Genomic DNA, 15,950 nt, shown 5'->3' on the forward strand with positions numbered 1-15,950 from the left:
ATCCACGGCCGGGTAGTCACACCATCCCGAACGGCCGAATCGTCACACCGGTCACGGCCTACCAGGACCGTTCAACAAGATCGTGTTACGAGCTCTAAGGCTGCGCGGCCGGTCCGCGAAAGCCGTTCGATAGAGAAGGGGGGCCTGGGAGACGTCTGCATGACACGCATTTCTCAGGTTCTTCGTCGGACTCTTCTCGGCTGCGCTGGCGCTTGCCGAGGGGCCGACACCCGACATCGGACACTCTCGCTGCGGGACGGCCGTCCCCACCGAGCGGGACCGGCACCTGTCCCCCGAGACCGTCGCCGCCATCGAGGCGAGCGCGGCTGTCTCCACCCGCCACGCCTACGCAGCGGACCGCGAGGCCTTTGCCGCCTGGTGCCTGCGCGAAGGCCGCACGGTCCTGCCGGCCTCCGGCGAGACGATGGCCGAGTGGGTCCGGCACCAGACCGTCACCCCCCGGCCCCGCACGAACCGCCCGGCCAGCCCGTCGACGATTGAGCGCGCCCTACCCGCCGTGACCACCTGGCACCTGGAACAGGGCCACCCGAAGCCGAACATGCGCGGCGCCCGCGCCGTCCTCAACGCCCACCGCGACCGCCTTGCCGAGCAGAAGGCCGCCGCCGCGCACCCGCGGTAGGCCACCGCCGCCCTGTTCGCGCAGATCCGCGCCATGCTCACCGGCACCGACCGAACCACCCTCGCCGGCCAGCGCAACGCCGCCCTGGTGCTCCTCGGCTTCGCCACCGCCGCCCGTGTCTCCGAACTCACCTTGCGCCAGACCGGCCACACCATAGACATGGCCGCCCTCGTCCGGGACGCCGGCACCGACCACGGCGTCCTGGACCGCGCCCACGTCCTGCGCGAGGAGATCCGCGTCTCCGGCGTCGCCATCGCCACCGCGATCCTCGAGTTCGTCGTCTGCTTCCACCAAGCCGTCCTCGGCGACGACCAGGGCATCACTGACACCATCGCCCGGCTCAGGGGACTCACCGAGGGCGGCGATTACGCGTATTCCACCGACATCGCCGCCTTCATGGGCGACCGGCCCGCCCTGCTGAGTTCCGCTCGGTGGCTCGATGCCGAAAGCACGGTCCGCAGATGGTGGCGGCATCTCGTGCTGGCCCGCCACTCCGCCCTTGAAAGCTGAGTCCGGTTAACGGATCCCGGTCGAAACCGGGTCCAGGAAGAAGAGGCACTGCGTCGCGTTGAATTCGCCCACCTCAGCGACGAAGCGAAACTTATCGCCCGCCCGGACGGTGTCGGGGGTGCTTCGGCCAGTCAGCTTGAGGTCGCGGGTGTTGACGTCCTCGTACTTGAAGGCAGGGCCAACCCTCGTTTTCGGACCCTGGTCGCCCGGGCCCAGGAGGAAGTCGTAGCGGGTGTCGTAGTCGCCGTGGGGAGCCATGTGCACGATCGAGCCGTCGAAGGCGACCGTCTTACCCTTGTACTTGGTCGCGAAGTCCGAGATGGAGCTGTCGCAGCTGTCCGGCGTCTTCAGCAGCGCCGCGAACTCCGCGTTGGTCTCGGGCGTGATCACCTCAGCGGCAGCTGTCCGAGCTGCGGCCGGAGTGGGCGTTGCGGAGGGTTCTGCGCTCGCGGTGGCGGTCGTCGGTTTGTTCGACTTCTTCTCGCCTTCGTCCTCGAGCGCCGCGGCCACGCCGATGATGATGGCCAAGACCACGAAGCCGCCGGCCGCAGCCCCGATCAAGAGCCGCGGTACCGGTTTCTTCGGTCGGCGGAAGTCGAGGGTGGAACGCAGCATGCCCTGCGCCTGTCCCACCAGCTCCCAGCCGTCCTTCTGCATCTTCGAGATCACCAAGCCGTCGGTGCCGCGAACTGCCTGCACAGTCTTGTGCTCATACTTGATTACGTCGGTCACGCGGCTCCGGTCCCCTCAAAGAACTGCTCGTACCAACTGCCCCGTGAGCATAGGGGACTCCACGAGAAACTCGACGTTCTCACGTCCCCCTCAGCTCTGCCTTCCGCCAGGCGGCCTGCTGTAAGAAGAGACCAGCGCCGGGCCCGGCCGCGGCGTCCGCGAGCTCGCACGCCGCCTCCGCGCCCTCCTGCGGAAGCGCGTTCTCATGTCCTGATTACCGACGACTGGAGGAACTCGATGGCAGCGGCGCCGGTGGATGTGCAAGCCTTCCCCTTCCAGATGCCGACGGAGAAGACCTTGATGACCAGCGACGATGCCCTCGAGCAGTTTAGACACATCGCGCGTGAGCGGGCATTTGGCAGGCATGTCGGGTCGGACCGGCTCATTCAGGCAGGTCTGGACGCGCTGATGGCTGGGGTCGAGAGCCCGTCTCTGGCCTTGCTGGCTGGGCTCCTCCGGAGCGAAGAGCCCGAAGCGTCAGAGCTCTTCGACCAAGTACTGGAGGAGCTGGGACTGCTCTTCCGCCCGCCCGCGGATCCCCGGGCCGCAAAGTGGGCGATGGCCTACTGGATCGCCGGTCAGATCGCCGACGGATCCCTGGATCCCGCCGCCGGTACTCACCTCATCTGGGCAGACATCGCTTATGACCTCGGCTATCCCGAAGAGCTGAAACCCCTTGTGCAATGCGCGCACAACCTCGACGGCTGGGAGGAGAGCTGGGGAGTCTCCGTTGAGGAACTCAACAGAGAAGCGGTTGAGGCAGCGAAGCAGTTCCTCAGCAAGAGGTCTGTAGCCGAGGCGGGAGACTGACCCGGGGTTCGTTCTCGCCATCGGGAACGGTCAACCGCGAGGTGATCCGCTAACTCAGCGTGGCCGCGTCACAGAACCTGAGCCAGAGCCTACTCAGGTTCTGGCACAACTTCTGTGGAGCTACACCGACCGGGCTTCTGCCTGCCTTGTGACAGGCTTCTGACCTGCTGGTTCCCGGCGTGCTCCGACCTCGGACACCGAGATCCGACTCGACACCACAGAACTTGCGCCAGAACCCGTACTCATGGACAAAGCCAAGCCCAGGAGGGCCCCGCCGGGACCCTGCGGCCAGCATGCCGTCCCAGCGGGCTGGAGGAACCCTTGCACGAGCGATCACGGGGGACTGCTCCGGGGCTCCTACTGCAGCCGGTCGATCCCGGTCGGTACGGGCCCGTTGTGCGGTGACTGCTTGGAGCGGCAGGAAGCCGAAGCCGCCGGCGCCGCCCTGGCCGAGCAGTGGGCCGTCGAGGAGGACGCGACTGAGCAGGCCGCTGCCGGCGCCCGGCTCATCGTCGAGCTCGAGCAGGAGGACGCCGAGCGGGCCGCCCGCGAAGAGACCGAAGCCGTAGCGCGGGCCGAGGCCGAGGCGGAGCGCCAGCGGCTGGCCGCCGAGGAGGACGCCCGGCTCTGCGCCGAGTTCGCCCGGCAGAATCCCGACCTTGCTGCCTTCAGCAGCCAGGGGCCGGCGCCATTCTGACCCTTGGGGGCGGGTTCCATTCGGAACCCGCCCCCAAGGCCACCAAGCCCGCCAAGATGGCACTCACGCCCCCTGACACCTCGCAGAAGGAGCCCTATGTCCGTCGACCAGGACACCGCTCAGAGCAACGACGACGGCTACCTGTCCCTGCATAACGGCTGGTTCGCCAGCGGCTGGCCCAGTTACCTCCCGCAGCACCAGTCGATGGCACTGTCCATGCTCTTCGGCACGGCCTCGGTTCGGCAGCTTCGAGGCACCGTCGATGAGGTCCTGGCGCAGATCTTCGAGGAGGGCGAGTACGGCGCCTTCTTCGGGAAGGCCAGCGACTCCCTCGACTCGCCCGTGTTGTGGATGGACTCGGACGAGCTGGACTACGCCGAGACTGAGGCAGAGAAGGCGCAGCTCCGCGTCGAGGCCGAGGAGCATCAGGCCCGATGCGAGGGACTACTCCGGACTGCTGGCATTCCCGTCCCGACCACGATCCGCGAGCTCGCCGACACCATGATCGCCCTCGGCATCGCCAGCCGACAGGACGGAGTCTGGAGCATGCCCGACCCCCTTCCGGGCCCGGAGACCGTCCTGCCGCTGTCGGACGAAGAGCGGGCCAGGATCGCGAACAGCAGGAGGATCTGGGAGGGCGGGCCGGCCGAGCAGGCCCTGATCGACTACCTCGAGAAGACCCTGAACCACCCGGAGGAGGTCTTCACGTCCGTAGACCGGCTGGCCAAGGCCATCAACTTCAGCGAGGACGACGTCCGTCACGCCCTGGGCCGGCTGTTCCGGGAAGGTGAGGCACGGTTCGAGCGCGGAGCTGAACGAGCGCAGACCCTTCTCGAGGACCTCAAGGACCACGAGCGCTTCCACCTGGTGCTGGACTGGCAGCACTTCAACGAGCACCGCATCACCATCACGCGAGGATGATCCCGATCTGCTGCCCGGGGAAGGGCACGACCACCCGAGGAGACCATGACCGACATCCCTGCTCTCGCTCGACACCTGCTGGGTTCCCTGACCGCCGACGAACGAGCAGAACTCCTTGAACGCCTTGCCCTGCCCGACCGCGAGGAAGCGGACCCCCTCCCGCTTCAAGCCGCCGGCATCGTGTGCGCGGCCGCGTTGCGCGGAGTCAACCGGGCTGTCAACAGCCGCAACACTCCCAGCGCCGAAGACCTCGACCAGCTCGGCGAAGTGCTCCACTACGCGTTCGACTCGTTTACAAGCGCCCTCGAGATCGCAGCGATCTACGCCGAGGGAGGCCCGGGACATGGTCCTGCCAGCGGATGGTGGAGGTCCTCCTTCGACGCGCTGAACCTGCGAGACCACCTCGGCCAGGCGGTTCGAGAGGGCTACGTCTGGGGTGACGTTCCCAGCTACAAGAACACCGATCTCGCTGCAGCACCCCACCCGCTCGGCAATGACCAGACGGCATCAGGCCAGGTACCGGCGGGTGTCCCCGAACAGCGCGTGCATCCCTGCGTGCCGTGCCAGGACTGCGGCGAGTGCTCCTGCGAGTACATCAAGGGTCTCTGTCGAGGTTGCGCCGGTGTTCGCAGCGCGCGGGACCACGCTGCCGCCGACATCGCCCGATGGAAGAAGGAGCTGAGCGAAGGCAAGACCTACGCCATCGGGTCAGGAGGAGCACGGCTGCACCGCTGGGACTGCGTCACCCTTTCCAACCCCGAGAAGGGCCTGGAGGCGCTCGAGGCCCAGGTGAAGGAAGCCGCAGAGAGCGGGGAGCCGCGGCACGTGTTCTGGTCTCGTCTGCCGGCACTGTTCACTGCGGAGGAACTACGCAGGAAGGGCAGCAAAAAGCGGAACTGCGGTATCTGCGGCCCAGACCCGTTGTAGCTTCCGGGCGTGAACGGCGTGGGGTGGTGGTCTCGGTCCCGACGGGCGAGGCCACCACCCACACGAACAGGTCAGGACGAGTCTTCGATCTCCCCGATCGCTTCCTGCGCCGCCCGGATGAAGGCCGCTCGCTTCCGACTGATCTCATCAGCCGCTTCGGACTCGGCCGCGGGGCCACGCGCGGCGCGGAGGAGGGAGACCGCGTGTGCAGCCTCGTAGGCCGCCTCCGTCACGTGGGCGGGCCCTTCAAGGTCTACAGCGCCTTGCGCCTGGAAGAGGCGCGCCCCGATGGCTACGGCGTCGTGCTCGCTTCTGCGGTAGGCGGCGAGGTGGGCCTCCTCGACTGCCGCCAGGAACTGCGCGTACACCTGTCGGCGCCGGTCTGCCGCGCGAACCCGACGCTGCTCGTCCAACGTGGCCTGCACGGTCGATATCAGCGCGCCCGCTTGTGCCTGACCGGCGGCCTCTGCCGCGCTGGCCTGCCGCAGGCCGGCGCTACGCGTGAACCATCCCGTCACGATGCTGCCCGCTACCGCCGACCCGGCGGCGATCAGGGCGATCCCCCACTCACTCATGCCGGGGATCCTGCCACTCCAGGCGGACGGCCTGGAACGTATCGGAGAAGCTCACCAGGGAGCTCGGTGCCCATTCCCTCCACGCTGCAGCAGCTGCGGCGGGGTGAGACGCCCTTCCTTCCGCAAGCGGCGCATGGTGTGGCGGACACGACCAGTCCCCGGAATCCGGCTGCGTCGGTACAGAGACTGCTCCAATATGTCGCGCAGCCACCATGTGCCTTCGGTGTCGCGGAAGAGGATGGCATAGGGGCGGGACCACTCGGGAGAGCCACCCGAAACGTGGACGTGGTCGGCCGTACCAGGCTGCAGAACGTTTGCGATCTGCCGTCCCTCCCCCATGATGCCCGTGCTGGAATCGAAGGTGATCGCGTAGACGTTGTAGATCGGCCGGGGCCCTCCGTTCGATACGTCAGCGGTCCAGCCCTGGAGCGCCTTGTACCCGCAGCAGTCCCTGCGCTTCCAGTCGCACTTGACCGCATCAGCTTCAGTGCTGCGTTCTTTGTTTTGCGCGCGGCGCAGGGTAACGGCGCCAACCCAGAGAGCCCCCGTCGTACCGAGACTGCTGACCCAGGTAGGGAAGGTGCCCCAATCGATAGTGGTCATGCTGGCCAGCTTCGCCTGGCACGCTGCCGTGTGTTCAGGACTTGAGCGGGTTCTGAGGTGCTGCGGCGCCCGGAGCTTCCAGATCGGCTACAAGGACTGACCGGCCGCGTACCGCGTAGGCTGGCAGCCGACAGCAGCGATGCCCCGGGGAGGCTCTCGTGACCGCACAGCCCGAGTACACCGGCCCGACCGGGCCCGTACCGCCCATGCGGACCCTCGCCGAGCTCCGCGAAGCCCTCACCGCGTACGGCTTCGCGGGCGACCGCCAGGAGTTCGACGCCGAGCTCGGCGCCGTCGATCTCGACGACCTCACCCGCGTCCGCGAGATCGTTCAGGCCTACCGGCACCGTGTCCTGCTCGCCCGCGACCCGAACGCCACGGCCGCTATCGCCCGCAGCAACGACGACGTCGCCGCCGAGATCCGCCGGAAGCTGTCCAAGGGCGACGGCCGGTGACCCACGCGTTCCACTCCGACGCCGCCGAGAAGATCCTCGCCGAACTCACCGCCCGCGAGCAGGCCGCCGTCGAGACGGTACGCCGCTCGCTCGAGGACGCCCCCGGCCGGGGCCGGCCGTTGCCCGGAACCGACACGCGGGTCGTCGAGGTCCTGCCCGACGAGACCGGCGGCCGCGGCCTGTCCGTCGTCTACCGGCACGATCCCGACCTGGACGCCGTCCTGATCCTGTGGCTGATCGCCGGCCCCTGACCGGCCCGCACGTCAACCAGCCCGTCCCCACTTGCACATCCCCATCGCCCGTGAGGGTGAGGGCGAATCGATACGCCGCCTCGAGGCCATTCGCCGGCCACTACGGTGATCCTTAGGTGGTGTGTCGACTGGTCGTTGAGATGCCCCCTGTGCGCCCCCGCTCCCGGTGACCCCAGGTGTGGGGGCGCAGTGCATCCCCGGCAGAAAGGTCTAGGGGGCGGGCGTGTAGTGGACGACGGTCGACTCGCAGGCCTCCGCATACACCGCGAGCGCCTGGACCTCGTCCCGGTCCGCGGACAGGCCCCAGCGGAGCTTCGTCGCGGTCCACTCGCCGACGTACCGGCAGTGCGCGTCGGGCAGCGGCGGCATCCACTGCGCCGGGTCCTGATCGGCCTTCGACCGGTTCGTGCGCGCGGTGACCGCGACGAGCGAGGCGGCCGCGCCCTGGTCGTTGGCGTACGCCTCCCGTCGCGCCGGCGTCCAGGCGCTCGCACCGGAATCCCAGGCCTCGGCGAGCGGGACCATGTGGTCGATGTCGAGCTTGGCCGGGTCGTTGACCTCCTGGCCGTCGTAGTACGACACCCACGACCCGCCGGACAGCTTGCAGCCGGCCGCCACCTCCGGCGCCACGACCGCTTCCGACAAGAGGACCTCGGTGCGCGTGTTACAGCCGTCCGCCGGATCCAGGCCGGTGTTCCAGTGCTTGAACTGGTTGCGGGTGTAGCCGTCCCGGGACTCGTCGGCCACGGGGATCTGCTTGACGGCGTCGGCCAGGCCCACCACCTCGGCGACCGCCGGGGCCGACGGCACGGCAACAGCGATCGAAGGCGGAAGGACGAGCGGAGACAGGACGAGGGAGAGCGCGGCAACGCGCAGGAACTTCTTGATCACGGACGACAGATAGCGGCACGCCGCCCTGACGCGCACGGTTCCGCGCACTGGCATCAGCCGTCCAGGGGAGGAGATTCACCGCAGAAACGGTCCCCCGAGCGCGCGGCAGACGGTGATGAGGCGCAGGATGAGAGCAGAGCCCGCCTGGGAAGCCGTCGCACGTTGCACCGGGCGGGCACTTCTTCGGTCCGGCAATGCCAGCAGGGAACGGCTCTGGAGCGAGAATCCGTCACCGGCAGCTGCCTGTTCACGGGTTCCCCTCAGCCATCAAGAGCGCTTCGTGTCCGGAGCCTGCCGCAGGACCTTCCTCGTCTCCTGAAGAAAAGCCGACCGTCGGGCATCGGTCTGCCCCACTGCCCGCCAGTACTCCTCCAGCCGCTCATGCCCTTCCTCAGGGGGCACGTACTGGGCGCCGATCCCGACCAGGACGTCCTCGGCGGCGTCGACCATCGCAGTCGCCGCCCGCTCCACCGGGTCCGGGCCCAACATCAAGATCCGTTCGGCGGCCCGACGAAGAGGCGCCAGATCCTGGTGCATCGACTCCACCACCACCATGTTGGCCTCATCCCAACCGTCCTCCTGGTCGAGGATCTCCATCTGGTGCCCGTCGAGGACCAGGTCCTCGAACTTCGGGAGCAGCTCGTCCCACTCGGCCCCGAAAGCCACGTACGCCTCTTGGCGCTGGCCGCGGAGCCACTGCTGGTGTTCAACCTGCGCCTGGTCGCGTACAGTCCGCCGGCCCAGCCAGACACCGATGAAGGCGCCGATCAGCGCGACGACGCCTGCTACTCCGGCCGCTATGACGGCCGCCCACCCCTGATCCATGGCGGCATCCTGCCGTACCCGAGTTCCGGGAGCGAAGAACGGCCTCGGGGATCAGTCGCGTGAGCCGCAGAGGGGAATCACGGCGCCTGGCTTGATTGCGGACCTCGCGAGTCCGAGAAGGGCATCACGAACGAGGGGAAGTGTGGCTCGCTGACACCCGGCACCCTCAGCCGTCCAGGAGGCGTGGCGGGTGTATCGAGTGGGCGTTCGGCGCGCTGGGAGTGCGCGGGGCGCGTGTTCCCGGCGAGACGTGGGATCGATCAGAAATTTGCAAAAGTGTTCGAGTGTCGATTGTTCGGCAGGTCAGGGAGTCGAAAGCCTGTCCGAGCGATCGCGCGGCAATCTCAATCAGCCTCATTAACGGACCGTAATGACGCCCGCCGTACGGGTGACGATGTAGCGTCGCGGTGAGCCAGCTCAACCCGGGCGCCAACCACAGGCGTTGAGCTGACTCACCACGCTCACTGTGACGATCAAGGAGGACTCATGCCCCCTGACCTTTTCCCGGCCCCTGAGCCTGTGGGCCCCTGGCCGAAGCGTTTCGACCGTACCATTCCGCGAGGTTGGGCGGTCGAAACCGCCTGGCGTGACATTCAAGTCAACATTCAAGTAGGCCCGTTCCTCGCGATGCCGGTCCTCGGCATCATCCTGTGGACCGCGCCCGAGGTGCTTGCCCCTGGCCTCGGCGCGGTCGCTTTCCTGACGGCCGCCGCCCGTCAGTCCTGGATCCGCTACCGGCACCTTCGCATGTGACAGCCCTGCTCGAAGGGGCGGAACGCCGACCACCGGCATTCCGCCCCTTCCGGCCCCCGCATCCCGCCCCGACCGCGCCGACTTCACCCCGGATGATCTTCGGCTAGTCGCGGGGAGGCGGGTGATTGCCATTTCCGAGCAGCTCGGATTCCCGGAAGCAACCCTCCAGAAGGACCAGCCAGCATGACCACGATGGACCAGGACACCCCCAAGTGCCCCCAGTGCCACCGTCACCTCCGACAGAATTCCAAGGGTCGGCCCCGCCTCTACTGCTCCGACGAGTGCGGCCGCCGACACCGAAAGTCCGGGGCCCCACGCCAGGGCACCGACAACGACGGCTACACCATCAAGCTCGCCTACGAGCTCCAAAGGGTGGCCGACGCCCTCGTCGCGCACGCACGGGAGAAAACCCAGCCGATCGAGGCGATCCTCCTCATCCAGGACAGCCTCAACCGGCTCCAGAGCGACCTCGAGCTGGCCTTCTTCCAGCAGGCGTTCGACCGGCAGATGACCAAGCCGCAGATCGCCAAAGCACTGAACATGACCGAGACCACCGTCGCCCGCCGCAAGAGCGATCACGTCAAGCGCGCCCGGAAGCGGAACGCCGCACCACCACCCCAGCAGGTCAAAATCCCCGCCCCGCGCGCCCCGGAACCACCATCCCCCCGAACGCCCACGCCCGAGGGCGGCGCTCCAGGAAGCCTCAGCACCCCCGCCGCCCCCACTACCACCCCGGCCGCGACCCTCTCCAAAGCCCTGTCCCAGCTCCAGCGAGAGTCGAAGAAGACCTTCTCCGCCCTCGGCGACCAGGCCGGAGTATCCCGCTCCTACATCTCCCGCGTCCTGACCGGCGAACGCACCCCGTCGTGGAAGGTGACCCGCGCGATCGCCATCGCCTGTGGAGCGGACCCCGACGTGCTGCGCCCCCTATGGGAAGCCACCCGCGGGTACCACGTAGTCCAGCCCGGCAGTCTCCACGCCGCCCTGCGCGGCATGCAGCTCGCCGCCGGCAACCTCGCCCCTGCGGAAGTCTCCGCCCGCACCGGGAACTCGCTGTCCCAGGACGAGATCACCGGCATCCTGCACGGCACCCGCACCCCCGACTGGACCACTGTCCGCACCCTCGTCACCGCCCTCAACGGACAGCCCGAAGTCATTCAGCCCCTCTGGCACGCTGCTCAACCTCGGGCCGCAACGCCCATGACAGCCGCCCCAGGGCTGTCGATCCCCACGTCCACCATCTCCGCAGGCTCCCTCGGATGACGCCCCGCACCGCTCAGACCCTCAGCCCCACGTCGCCGCCGTCGGCTGGCCGTCAGCGCCAGCGTGCCGCAGCCCGGCGAACGAACACCCTCCCTGTCACCCTCCTCCTCCCGCCGGCGCTCGACGCCTTCCACACCCTCACCCGCGGCCCCTACGAGGCATACGCCCACGCCCACCTGCCCCCCGCCGCAGCTCGATCCGCTGTGGACCAGACCTTCGGCCTTCTCTCAGCGAACTGGAACTACGTCATCAGCCAGCCCCACCCCGCCCAACTCGCCTGGGAGCAGCTCGTCGCCTGCGCCGAAAGCCGTACCCGGCCCATACAGGAGATCCAGGCCTCCACCGGGCTTCAGTACGACGCCCTCGTCCTGCACCACCTGCTCCGCCAAAGCGTCAACACGATCGCCCAGGTCGTCGGCCATGACGCCAGCAAGATTCGCTACCTCATCGCACCGCGGCCTCTCGACTCCGGCCATCTTCTGTCCCACCTCTGAGGGCCCCTCTTTCTGGTCCCATCAGACGTATCCCTATCTATACGGCGCTCCGACCCTCGATGCCTCTCCGGTGCTTGGACAGTGCGGTCTTTCGAGAACAGGCGGCGAGACAGTGCGGGCTGCCGAATTCGCCGTCGGTGAGCCGGCTGGTCCGCGGAGACGGGTGCCGAGAAGGTTCTGGGCACGACACGAAGCTGCGACCCCACAGCGCACTGCCTTCGCCGCCGAGGCGTATCCATGTCTTCGACCAACGTGGGTGCTGGTTTGTGATCGCCTCGCGGTATCTGGCACACAGTGCAAGGGCCTGGCCGTGCTGTCCTGGGGGACAGCCGACGTCTTCATAACCTCAGCGGTCTCGGAGCGCGGGGGCACTGTTCCGCGCCCGCTCAGCTCCCGACGAACGCAGGTCTCGGCGGAACGTTACGTCTGCAGCTTGGCCTACGCTCAATGGGAGATATCGACGTCCCCTCACAGCACCACGTTGTGCCCCTACCACGTGACGGAGAACCTCGGACGTCGTCGCACCGGTCACATCGGCATCAGCACGCCCGTTGAGCCCGACACCCACCCTTGCGGTACGGGTCCCCGCCCGGTAGCCCGCCTCCACGTCGCACGGGGAGTCGCCGACCATCCACGATCGAGTGAGGTCGAGATCGAGGTCGCGGGCGGCGGGCTGCGATCACAGCCGCCGTGCCCCCGAGGAGCGCGCCCACCAAGCCGATGCCACCGCCGATTACGGCCGCTATCAATACTGGTGTCCGTGCGGGGGCAGGGGGAGGAGGTAGGGTCGTCCGCTGCGCGCGTGGGCCGTGCCTTTCGTGACCTGCTGGTTTAGAAGAGCGTGGCCTGGCTTTGCGTATGTAGGGACGCCGGCGGATTGCTCCGCCGGGGTGGCACCTGGCCGGACGACCGGGTGTCTTCCTGCTTCGTCGCTCTGTGCCGGGCGGCCTTGCGGCTGTCTGGTCTTACCAGTGCTCCACGGGCGTTTTGCGTCTTCCCTCTACCAGGGGCGACGGGTGGTGCGTCTTCCACGACGGCATGCTGGGCGATGTTCCGGGCGGCGTTGAGGTCCCGGTCGATCGTCAGTCCGCAGTCGGGGCAGTGGAACGTCCTGTCGGCCAGTGCGAGGCGTGGGTTTTGCCATCCGCAGGCTGAGCAGGTCTTGCTGGAGGGGAACCAGCGGTCGAGGACCGCGAGCTTGGACCTGTACCAGGCGGTCTTGTAGGTGAGCTGTCGGCGGAACTCGCCGGGGGCGGCGTCGAGGATGGCCCGGTTGAGGCCGGCCTTCTGCTTCACCCGGCGGCCGGGGGCTTCGAGGGTGCCGCGGGCGCTCGCGGTCATTCCAGCGACGTGGAGGTCCTCGACAGCGACGACCGCGAACTGAGTCGCGAGCTGCTTGGTTACCGTGTGCAGCGCGCCCTCGCGCTGCACCGCGACTTCGTGGTGCAGTCGGACAACCTTCCGCCGGCCCTTGTCCCGGCGCCGCGAGTCCTTCTCCGTGCGGGAGAGCGCCCGCTGTGCCTTCACCAGCCGCTGTTCGGCGCGGGCCAGGTGGCGGGGGGTTCGCAACCAGGATGCTGGTCGGGTCGGCGGGGTCGAGGGGTTGGGAGAGGGCTGCGCGGGTCTTCACACCGAGGTCTACGCCGACGGTGCCCCGCTCGTGCTGCCGCCGTGACGGTCGCTGAGGGACGGTCGTGGTGACCTTGCACAACACGGAGGCGTACCAGCGATGGCCGGCGCGGGAGACGGTCACGGACTGCACGACCGCCTGGCCGCGTTCGACGAGCCGGCCCAGGCGCTTGCCGGAGTCGTGCAGGCGGACCTCGCCGATCGTCGGCAGCCGCAGCCGCCGGTACGTCGCCAGCCGGATGCCCGGCTTCTTCACGTCGTGGTGGAGACGGAAAGAGTCCCGGGAGCGGCCCTTCTTCTTGAACCGCGGGTAGCCGACTTTCCGCCCCGCCCGCACGCCGCGCAGCGAGTCGACCCAGTTCTTCCAGGCTTGGTCCACGTCTGCGAACGCTGACTGGAACGCGTACGTGCTGACCTCGTGCCACCACGGACACGGCCGTTCCGGACCAGACGCCCCCTCCGGCAGCCGGCCATCGACTCGGGAGTCGCCCTTGATCTCGTTCAACCGCTTTTGGATCTGCGGCTTCGACGACACCGGCACCTTCACCCGCCGCCGCGCCTCCGTTTCCGGCATGCCCCGGTCAACGAGTTCGGCGACCTCGGCCCGCCACCGCTGGTGCGCGGACACCTTGGCGGCGAGCGCGTAATTGAAGGCCCACCGGGCCGCGCCGGAGTGCCGGGCCAGGGCCTCGGCCTGCGCCGGGGTGGGGTCCAGGGCGAACTTGAACCCCCGCAGGATCTCTTGCTCCATGCCCCCCTCCCACGTCGGCCTGGCTGCCCATCGGCTCGGCAGGACCGTATAGGGCCCCACTGACAATGCCCCTGACGTGCGGTTACCTACCTCAGGCGGCTCTCGGCGGCTGGAGAGCTGAATCAGCGGGTGCAAGGCGGGATCATGAGAGCGTGGAGCAGGACGGTACGAGTGAGTTCCGGCGCCCTGCCTTGTGTTTCTCGTTGAACAGCGTGGTCAGCCCTGCATTGGTGAGTCTGGTCAGCTGAGGGAGTAAGCCTTCTCTCCGATCATGAAGGGCGCGTTGGCTGGACCTTTGATGTATGGGCCACGCCAGATCAGCCGGTGTTCCTGGGTGGAGGGATACCACTGGCGGACCTTGTGCATCCGGACGGTCCATCGGTGGTGGTAGACCCGGCTCGTGCCTTCCTCTTCTCCGTACCGCTGTGTGGGGATCTGATGGGCGAGACGGATGACACGGACGTCGGGCCCGGCTGGCATCGGCGTGGTCCTGGACCGGTGTGCCTGCTCCTCCGGCTCATGCGGTGAACCGAGGATGGTGACGCCCTGAGTGGCCAAGCGCCAGAAGGCAAAGGCGTAGCGGGCGGCGAAGTCGTCGTAGGTGTCCACGATCCGCCCGCCGTCCCACATACCTTCCTCCGGCGGCAGCGCGTTCTGCGCGGCGACCTGATTCAGTGCCGTGTTGATGATGCGGTGCTGCTCAGAGAGTGCGACGTGTTGTTCGCTGCTCTCTGCGGTGAGGGCGCCGTCAGCCCGCAGTCCGTAGATGCCGTCTGGGACGAGTGGGGGGAGCGGGGAGCCGGTGGCTCGGGCGTGGGTGACGGCCATGCGCCAGGATTCGGGCTGCACGGGGCCGTCGCGGTCCATAAAGCAGGTGAGTTGCACTCCGTCGTACTGGGCGGTGGGCAGTACCTGGTGCTGGGTGATGAACTGCCAGCCGAAGGCCCTGATGTCGGAGAGGCTACCGCCCCGGTTTTCCACGATGATCGGGTCGGGAAGGATGAGCAGGCCTGCACGCATGGGGATGTCGCGGTCCTTGTCGAGGGTGCCGACGTCGGCGGGGTCGAGGGTGGCAGCGGCGGCCATGACCGCCGCGTGCGCGGCCGGCGAGATGACGAGGACCTCGGCGTCCGTCAGAAGCTGTTGGAGCTGCCTCATCTGCCAGCGGGCGGCGTGGTCGGGGCCGGATGACCATGGGGGACGCATGCCCTGCTTGCCGAGCGTCATGGCGAAGACGAGGTCGCGTCTGTGCTGTTCGGGGACGTCGCTGTGGTGGATCACGGTGTTCAGCTCAGCCATCCGGTTGCTGAGGTTCGAGCTCAGCAGGGTGCGTACCCATGTGTTGTCCCGCAGGAGCCGCAGTGTCTCAGAGCGAGTGTGGTGTGCTTCGCGGGCCGCCTTGGTGGCGCTCCACATGGTCGAGGCGTCGCGGCTGCGCTGCTTCTTGCCGCGGCTGGCCTTACCCAAGTTCATCCCCTCCCGGTTGAGTCCTGCTCGGTGCGCTACCCGTGGCTTGCTGCGGGGACACCGAAGATTCCGGCCATCTGCTGTGATGACGGGTTCTATCGGGCCTGGCCTGCACGGTGGAGGGAGGCATCACAGGACCGGATCCGGGCAGACCACAATGGCGAAGAAGGCCGCTTCCCAAAGTGAAGCCTCGGGGCGCCGGCGATATCGCGGAACGTCGGCGTAAGCCCACCTGGTCGCCCGAGCCTTTTACGGCGCGCTCACCGAGCTGTCCCTCACGGTCGCAGAGGCCCATGAGCAGGAGCAGGCCCGCGCTCAGGCGGCACTCGTCCGCGATCTCATCGGCGAGGTGGTGACCGACGGCGGCTCGCCGCCGCCGTGACCCCACCTCCACTTCGCGCCGCCTCGGCGCTCGGGTGCCACGCGGCGGCAAGCCCCCAATGGGCCGGCGACCGGACGTCGGCCACCGCCCTCAGCGGACACGGCTGGCTGGCGATGCGTCGGCCGCACTGTGCGCCACCTTGTCTGCAGGAGTCGAACGCCAGGTCCGGATCGCAGGGCGCCTCGACGTACCCAGCCGGGCCACACCGCGCTCAAGCATCGTGGTCGGCGACAGCCGCAGCTCTGATACGTCCGGGGTGACGAGCGTCTCAAAGACGTGGCCAACTGCCCATACAGCGGTTATCTGCTCTGAGATTCGGCCACAAAAACTGAGACCCTGCAGTGGCTGTAGACACCTCACGTTGCTACGCCGTC

19 protein-coding genes and 2 pseudogenes are annotated in these 15,950 nt (G+C 68.1%); 12 read left to right on the forward strand and 9 right to left on the reverse strand.

Annotated features, from left to right (window positions below):
• Positions 1 to 517 precede the first annotated feature (517 nt).
• Together ACIGW4_RS33330 and ACIGW4_RS33335 are read left to right on the forward strand one after the other, a co-directional pair.
• Positions 518 to 640: a hypothetical protein gene (locus tag ACIGW4_RS33330; RefSeq protein ID WP_399584983.1), complete on the forward strand. Its 123-nt coding sequence runs from the start codon at positions 518 to 520 to the stop codon at positions 638 to 640.
• Between the two features lie 33 nt (positions 641 to 673).
• Positions 674 to 1,150 carry a hypothetical protein gene (locus ACIGW4_RS33335; protein ID WP_399584986.1) on the forward strand — a complete coding sequence of 159 codons (477 nt, stop codon included), beginning with the start codon at positions 674 to 676 and terminating at the stop codon, positions 1,148 to 1,150.
• A gap of 6 nt (positions 1,151 to 1,156) precedes the next feature.
• Here ACIGW4_RS33335 and ACIGW4_RS33340 read toward each other — a convergent pair whose 3' ends face one another.
• Positions 1,157 to 1,882, reverse strand: a complete 726-nt coding sequence (locus ACIGW4_RS33340) for a DUF4839 domain-containing protein (protein WP_399584989.1) — start codon at positions 1,880 to 1,882, stop codon at positions 1,157 to 1,159.
• Positions 1,883 to 2,119: 237 nt separating this feature from the next.
• Here ACIGW4_RS33340 and ACIGW4_RS33345 point away from each other — a divergent pair, with 237 nt between their 5' ends.
• From ACIGW4_RS33345 to ACIGW4_RS33360, 4 genes are all read left to right on the forward strand, one after another.
• Positions 2,120 to 2,692 (forward strand): hypothetical protein, encoded by a 573-nt coding sequence (locus tag ACIGW4_RS33345; protein WP_399584992.1) that lies wholly within the window; start codon positions 2,120 to 2,122, stop codon positions 2,690 to 2,692.
• A 409-nt stretch (positions 2,693 to 3,101) separates the two neighbouring features.
• Entirely contained in the window at positions 3,102 to 3,389 is a 288-nt protein-coding gene (locus tag ACIGW4_RS33350; protein ID WP_399584994.1) for a hypothetical protein, read from the forward strand.
• A 96-nt stretch (positions 3,390 to 3,485) separates the two neighbouring features.
• A complete protein-coding gene (locus tag ACIGW4_RS33355) occupies positions 3,486 to 4,310 on the forward strand; it encodes a DUF6042 family protein (protein ID WP_399584997.1) in 825 nt (274 codons plus the stop codon).
• Between the two features lie 45 nt (positions 4,311 to 4,355).
• Positions 4,356 to 5,237, forward strand: coding sequence for a hypothetical protein (locus ACIGW4_RS33360; RefSeq protein ID WP_399585000.1), 882 nt, complete (start codon positions 4,356 to 4,358; stop codon positions 5,235 to 5,237).
• A gap of 71 nt (positions 5,238 to 5,308) precedes the next feature.
• On the opposite strand, the gene ACIGW4_RS33365 is transcribed toward ACIGW4_RS33360, so the two are convergent.
• Both ACIGW4_RS33365 and ACIGW4_RS33370 read right to left on the reverse strand, forming a co-directional pair.
• Positions 5,309 to 5,812 carry a hypothetical protein gene (locus ACIGW4_RS33365; RefSeq protein WP_399585002.1) on the reverse strand — a complete coding sequence of 168 codons (504 nt, stop codon included), beginning with the start codon at positions 5,810 to 5,812 and terminating at the stop codon, positions 5,309 to 5,311.
• 51 nt (positions 5,813 to 5,863) lie between these two features.
• Positions 5,864 to 6,415, reverse strand: coding sequence for a hypothetical protein (locus tag ACIGW4_RS33370; protein ID WP_399585004.1), 552 nt, complete (start codon positions 6,413 to 6,415; stop codon positions 5,864 to 5,866).
• Positions 6,416 to 6,573: 158 nt separating this feature from the next.
• Here ACIGW4_RS33370 and ACIGW4_RS33375 point away from each other — a divergent pair, with 158 nt between their 5' ends.
• Together ACIGW4_RS33375 and ACIGW4_RS33380 are read left to right on the forward strand one after the other, a co-directional pair.
• On the forward strand, positions 6,574 to 6,870 hold the full coding sequence (locus ACIGW4_RS33375; protein ID WP_399585007.1) for a hypothetical protein: 297 nt from the start codon (positions 6,574 to 6,576) through the stop codon (positions 6,868 to 6,870).
• Positions 6,867 to 7,121, forward strand: a complete 255-nt coding sequence (locus ACIGW4_RS33380) for a hypothetical protein (protein WP_399585009.1) — start codon at positions 6,867 to 6,869, stop codon at positions 7,119 to 7,121. The genes ACIGW4_RS33375 and ACIGW4_RS33380 overlap by 4 nt, the downstream gene beginning before the upstream one ends.
• A 210-nt stretch (positions 7,122 to 7,331) precedes the next feature.
• Here ACIGW4_RS33380 and ACIGW4_RS33385 read toward each other — a convergent pair whose 3' ends face one another.
• Positions 7,332 to 8,066, reverse strand: coding sequence for an HNH endonuclease family protein (locus ACIGW4_RS33385; protein WP_399585011.1), 735 nt, complete (start codon positions 8,064 to 8,066; stop codon positions 7,332 to 7,334).
• A 213-nt stretch (positions 8,067 to 8,279) separates the two neighbouring features.
• Complete coding sequence (locus ACIGW4_RS33390) at positions 8,280 to 8,837, reverse strand: hypothetical protein (protein ID WP_399585013.1); 558 nt, start codon at positions 8,835 to 8,837, stop codon at positions 8,280 to 8,282.
• 486 nt (positions 8,838 to 9,323) lie between these two features.
• Between ACIGW4_RS33390 and ACIGW4_RS33395 the strand changes: the two genes are divergently transcribed.
• The 3 genes from ACIGW4_RS33395 (at position 9,324) to ACIGW4_RS33405 (ending at position 11,347) form a co-directional block, all read left to right on the forward strand.
• Positions 9,324 to 9,590 carry a hypothetical protein gene (locus ACIGW4_RS33395; protein WP_399585015.1) on the forward strand — a complete coding sequence of 89 codons (267 nt, stop codon included), beginning with the start codon at positions 9,324 to 9,326 and terminating at the stop codon, positions 9,588 to 9,590.
• 183 nt (positions 9,591 to 9,773) lie between these two features.
• The gene (locus tag ACIGW4_RS33400; RefSeq protein WP_399585018.1) at positions 9,774 to 10,853 is read left to right on the forward strand and encodes a helix-turn-helix domain-containing protein; all 1,080 of its coding nucleotides are present in this window, start codon (positions 9,774 to 9,776) and stop codon (positions 10,851 to 10,853) included.
• Positions 10,850 to 11,347 (forward strand): hypothetical protein, encoded by a 498-nt coding sequence (locus tag ACIGW4_RS33405; protein ID WP_399585019.1) that lies wholly within the window; start codon positions 10,850 to 10,852, stop codon positions 11,345 to 11,347. The genes ACIGW4_RS33400 and ACIGW4_RS33405 overlap by 4 nt, the downstream gene beginning before the upstream one ends.
• A gap of 346 nt (positions 11,348 to 11,693) precedes the next feature.
• Here ACIGW4_RS33405 and ACIGW4_RS33410 read toward each other — a convergent pair.
• A pseudogene (locus tag ACIGW4_RS33410) lies at positions 11,694 to 12,005 on the reverse strand (HAD hydrolase-like protein); the annotation flags it as partial.
• A gap of 173 nt (positions 12,006 to 12,178) precedes the next feature.
• Complete coding sequence (locus ACIGW4_RS33415; protein ID WP_399585021.1) at positions 12,179 to 12,916, reverse strand: RNA-guided endonuclease InsQ/TnpB family protein; 738 nt, start codon at positions 12,914 to 12,916, stop codon at positions 12,179 to 12,181.
• A 551-nt stretch (positions 12,917 to 13,467) separates the two neighbouring features.
• On the opposite strand from ACIGW4_RS33415, the gene ACIGW4_RS33420 reads away from it, so the two are divergent.
• Positions 13,468 to 13,623, forward strand: a complete 156-nt coding sequence (locus ACIGW4_RS33420; RefSeq protein WP_399585024.1) for a hypothetical protein — start codon at positions 13,468 to 13,470, stop codon at positions 13,621 to 13,623.
• Positions 13,624 to 13,649: 26 nt separating this feature from the next.
• Here the strand turns inward: ACIGW4_RS33420 and ACIGW4_RS33425 are convergent.
• Positions 13,650 to 13,727: pseudogene (locus ACIGW4_RS33425) on the reverse strand (helix-turn-helix domain-containing protein); the annotation flags it as partial.
• 240 nt (positions 13,728 to 13,967) lie between these two features.
• Positions 13,968 to 15,194, reverse strand: coding sequence for a hypothetical protein (locus ACIGW4_RS33430; RefSeq protein WP_399585027.1), 1,227 nt, complete (start codon positions 15,192 to 15,194; stop codon positions 13,968 to 13,970).
• Positions 15,195 to 15,950 lie beyond the last annotated feature (756 nt).

The organism is Streptomyces sp. NPDC053513 (assembly GCF_044544765.1).
Classification (GTDB): domain Bacteria; phylum Actinomycetota; class Actinomycetes; order Streptomycetales; family Streptomycetaceae; genus Streptomyces; species Streptomyces litmocidini.

Bases quoted from the DNA above. Each gene is read 5' to 3' on its own strand.
- ACIGW4_RS33335 (WP_399584986.1), top strand. From the start codon at position 674: ATGCTCACCGGCACCGACCGAACCACCCTCGCCGGCCAGCGCAACGCC.
- ACIGW4_RS33345 (WP_399584992.1), top strand. From the start codon at position 2,120: ATGGCAGCGGCGCCGGTGGATGTGCAAGCCTTCCCCTTCCAGATGCCG.
- ACIGW4_RS33355 (WP_399584997.1), top strand. From the start codon at position 3,486: ATGTCCGTCGACCAGGACACCGCTCAGAGCAACGACGACGGCTACCTG.
- ACIGW4_RS33360 (WP_399585000.1), top strand. From the start codon at position 4,356: ATGACCGACATCCCTGCTCTCGCTCGACACCTGCTGGGTTCCCTGACC.
- ACIGW4_RS33365 (WP_399585002.1), bottom strand. From the start codon at position 5,812: ATGAGTGAGTGGGGGATCGCCCTGATCGCCGCCGGGTCGGCGGTAGCG.
- ACIGW4_RS33370 (WP_399585004.1), bottom strand. From the start codon at position 6,415: ATGACCACTATCGATTGGGGCACCTTCCCTACCTGGGTCAGCAGTCTC.
- ACIGW4_RS33385 (WP_399585011.1), bottom strand. From the start codon at position 8,066: ATGCCAGTGCGCGGAACCGTGCGCGTCAGGGCGGCGTGCCGCTATCTG.
- ACIGW4_RS33390 (WP_399585013.1), bottom strand. From the start codon at position 8,837: ATGGATCAGGGGTGGGCGGCCGTCATAGCGGCCGGAGTAGCAGGCGTC.
- ACIGW4_RS33395 (WP_399585015.1), top strand. From the start codon at position 9,324: ATGCCCCCTGACCTTTTCCCGGCCCCTGAGCCTGTGGGCCCCTGGCCG.
- ACIGW4_RS33400 (WP_399585018.1), top strand. From the start codon at position 9,774: ATGACCACGATGGACCAGGACACCCCCAAGTGCCCCCAGTGCCACCGT.
- ACIGW4_RS33405 (WP_399585019.1), top strand. From the start codon at position 10,850: ATGACGCCCCGCACCGCTCAGACCCTCAGCCCCACGTCGCCGCCGTCG.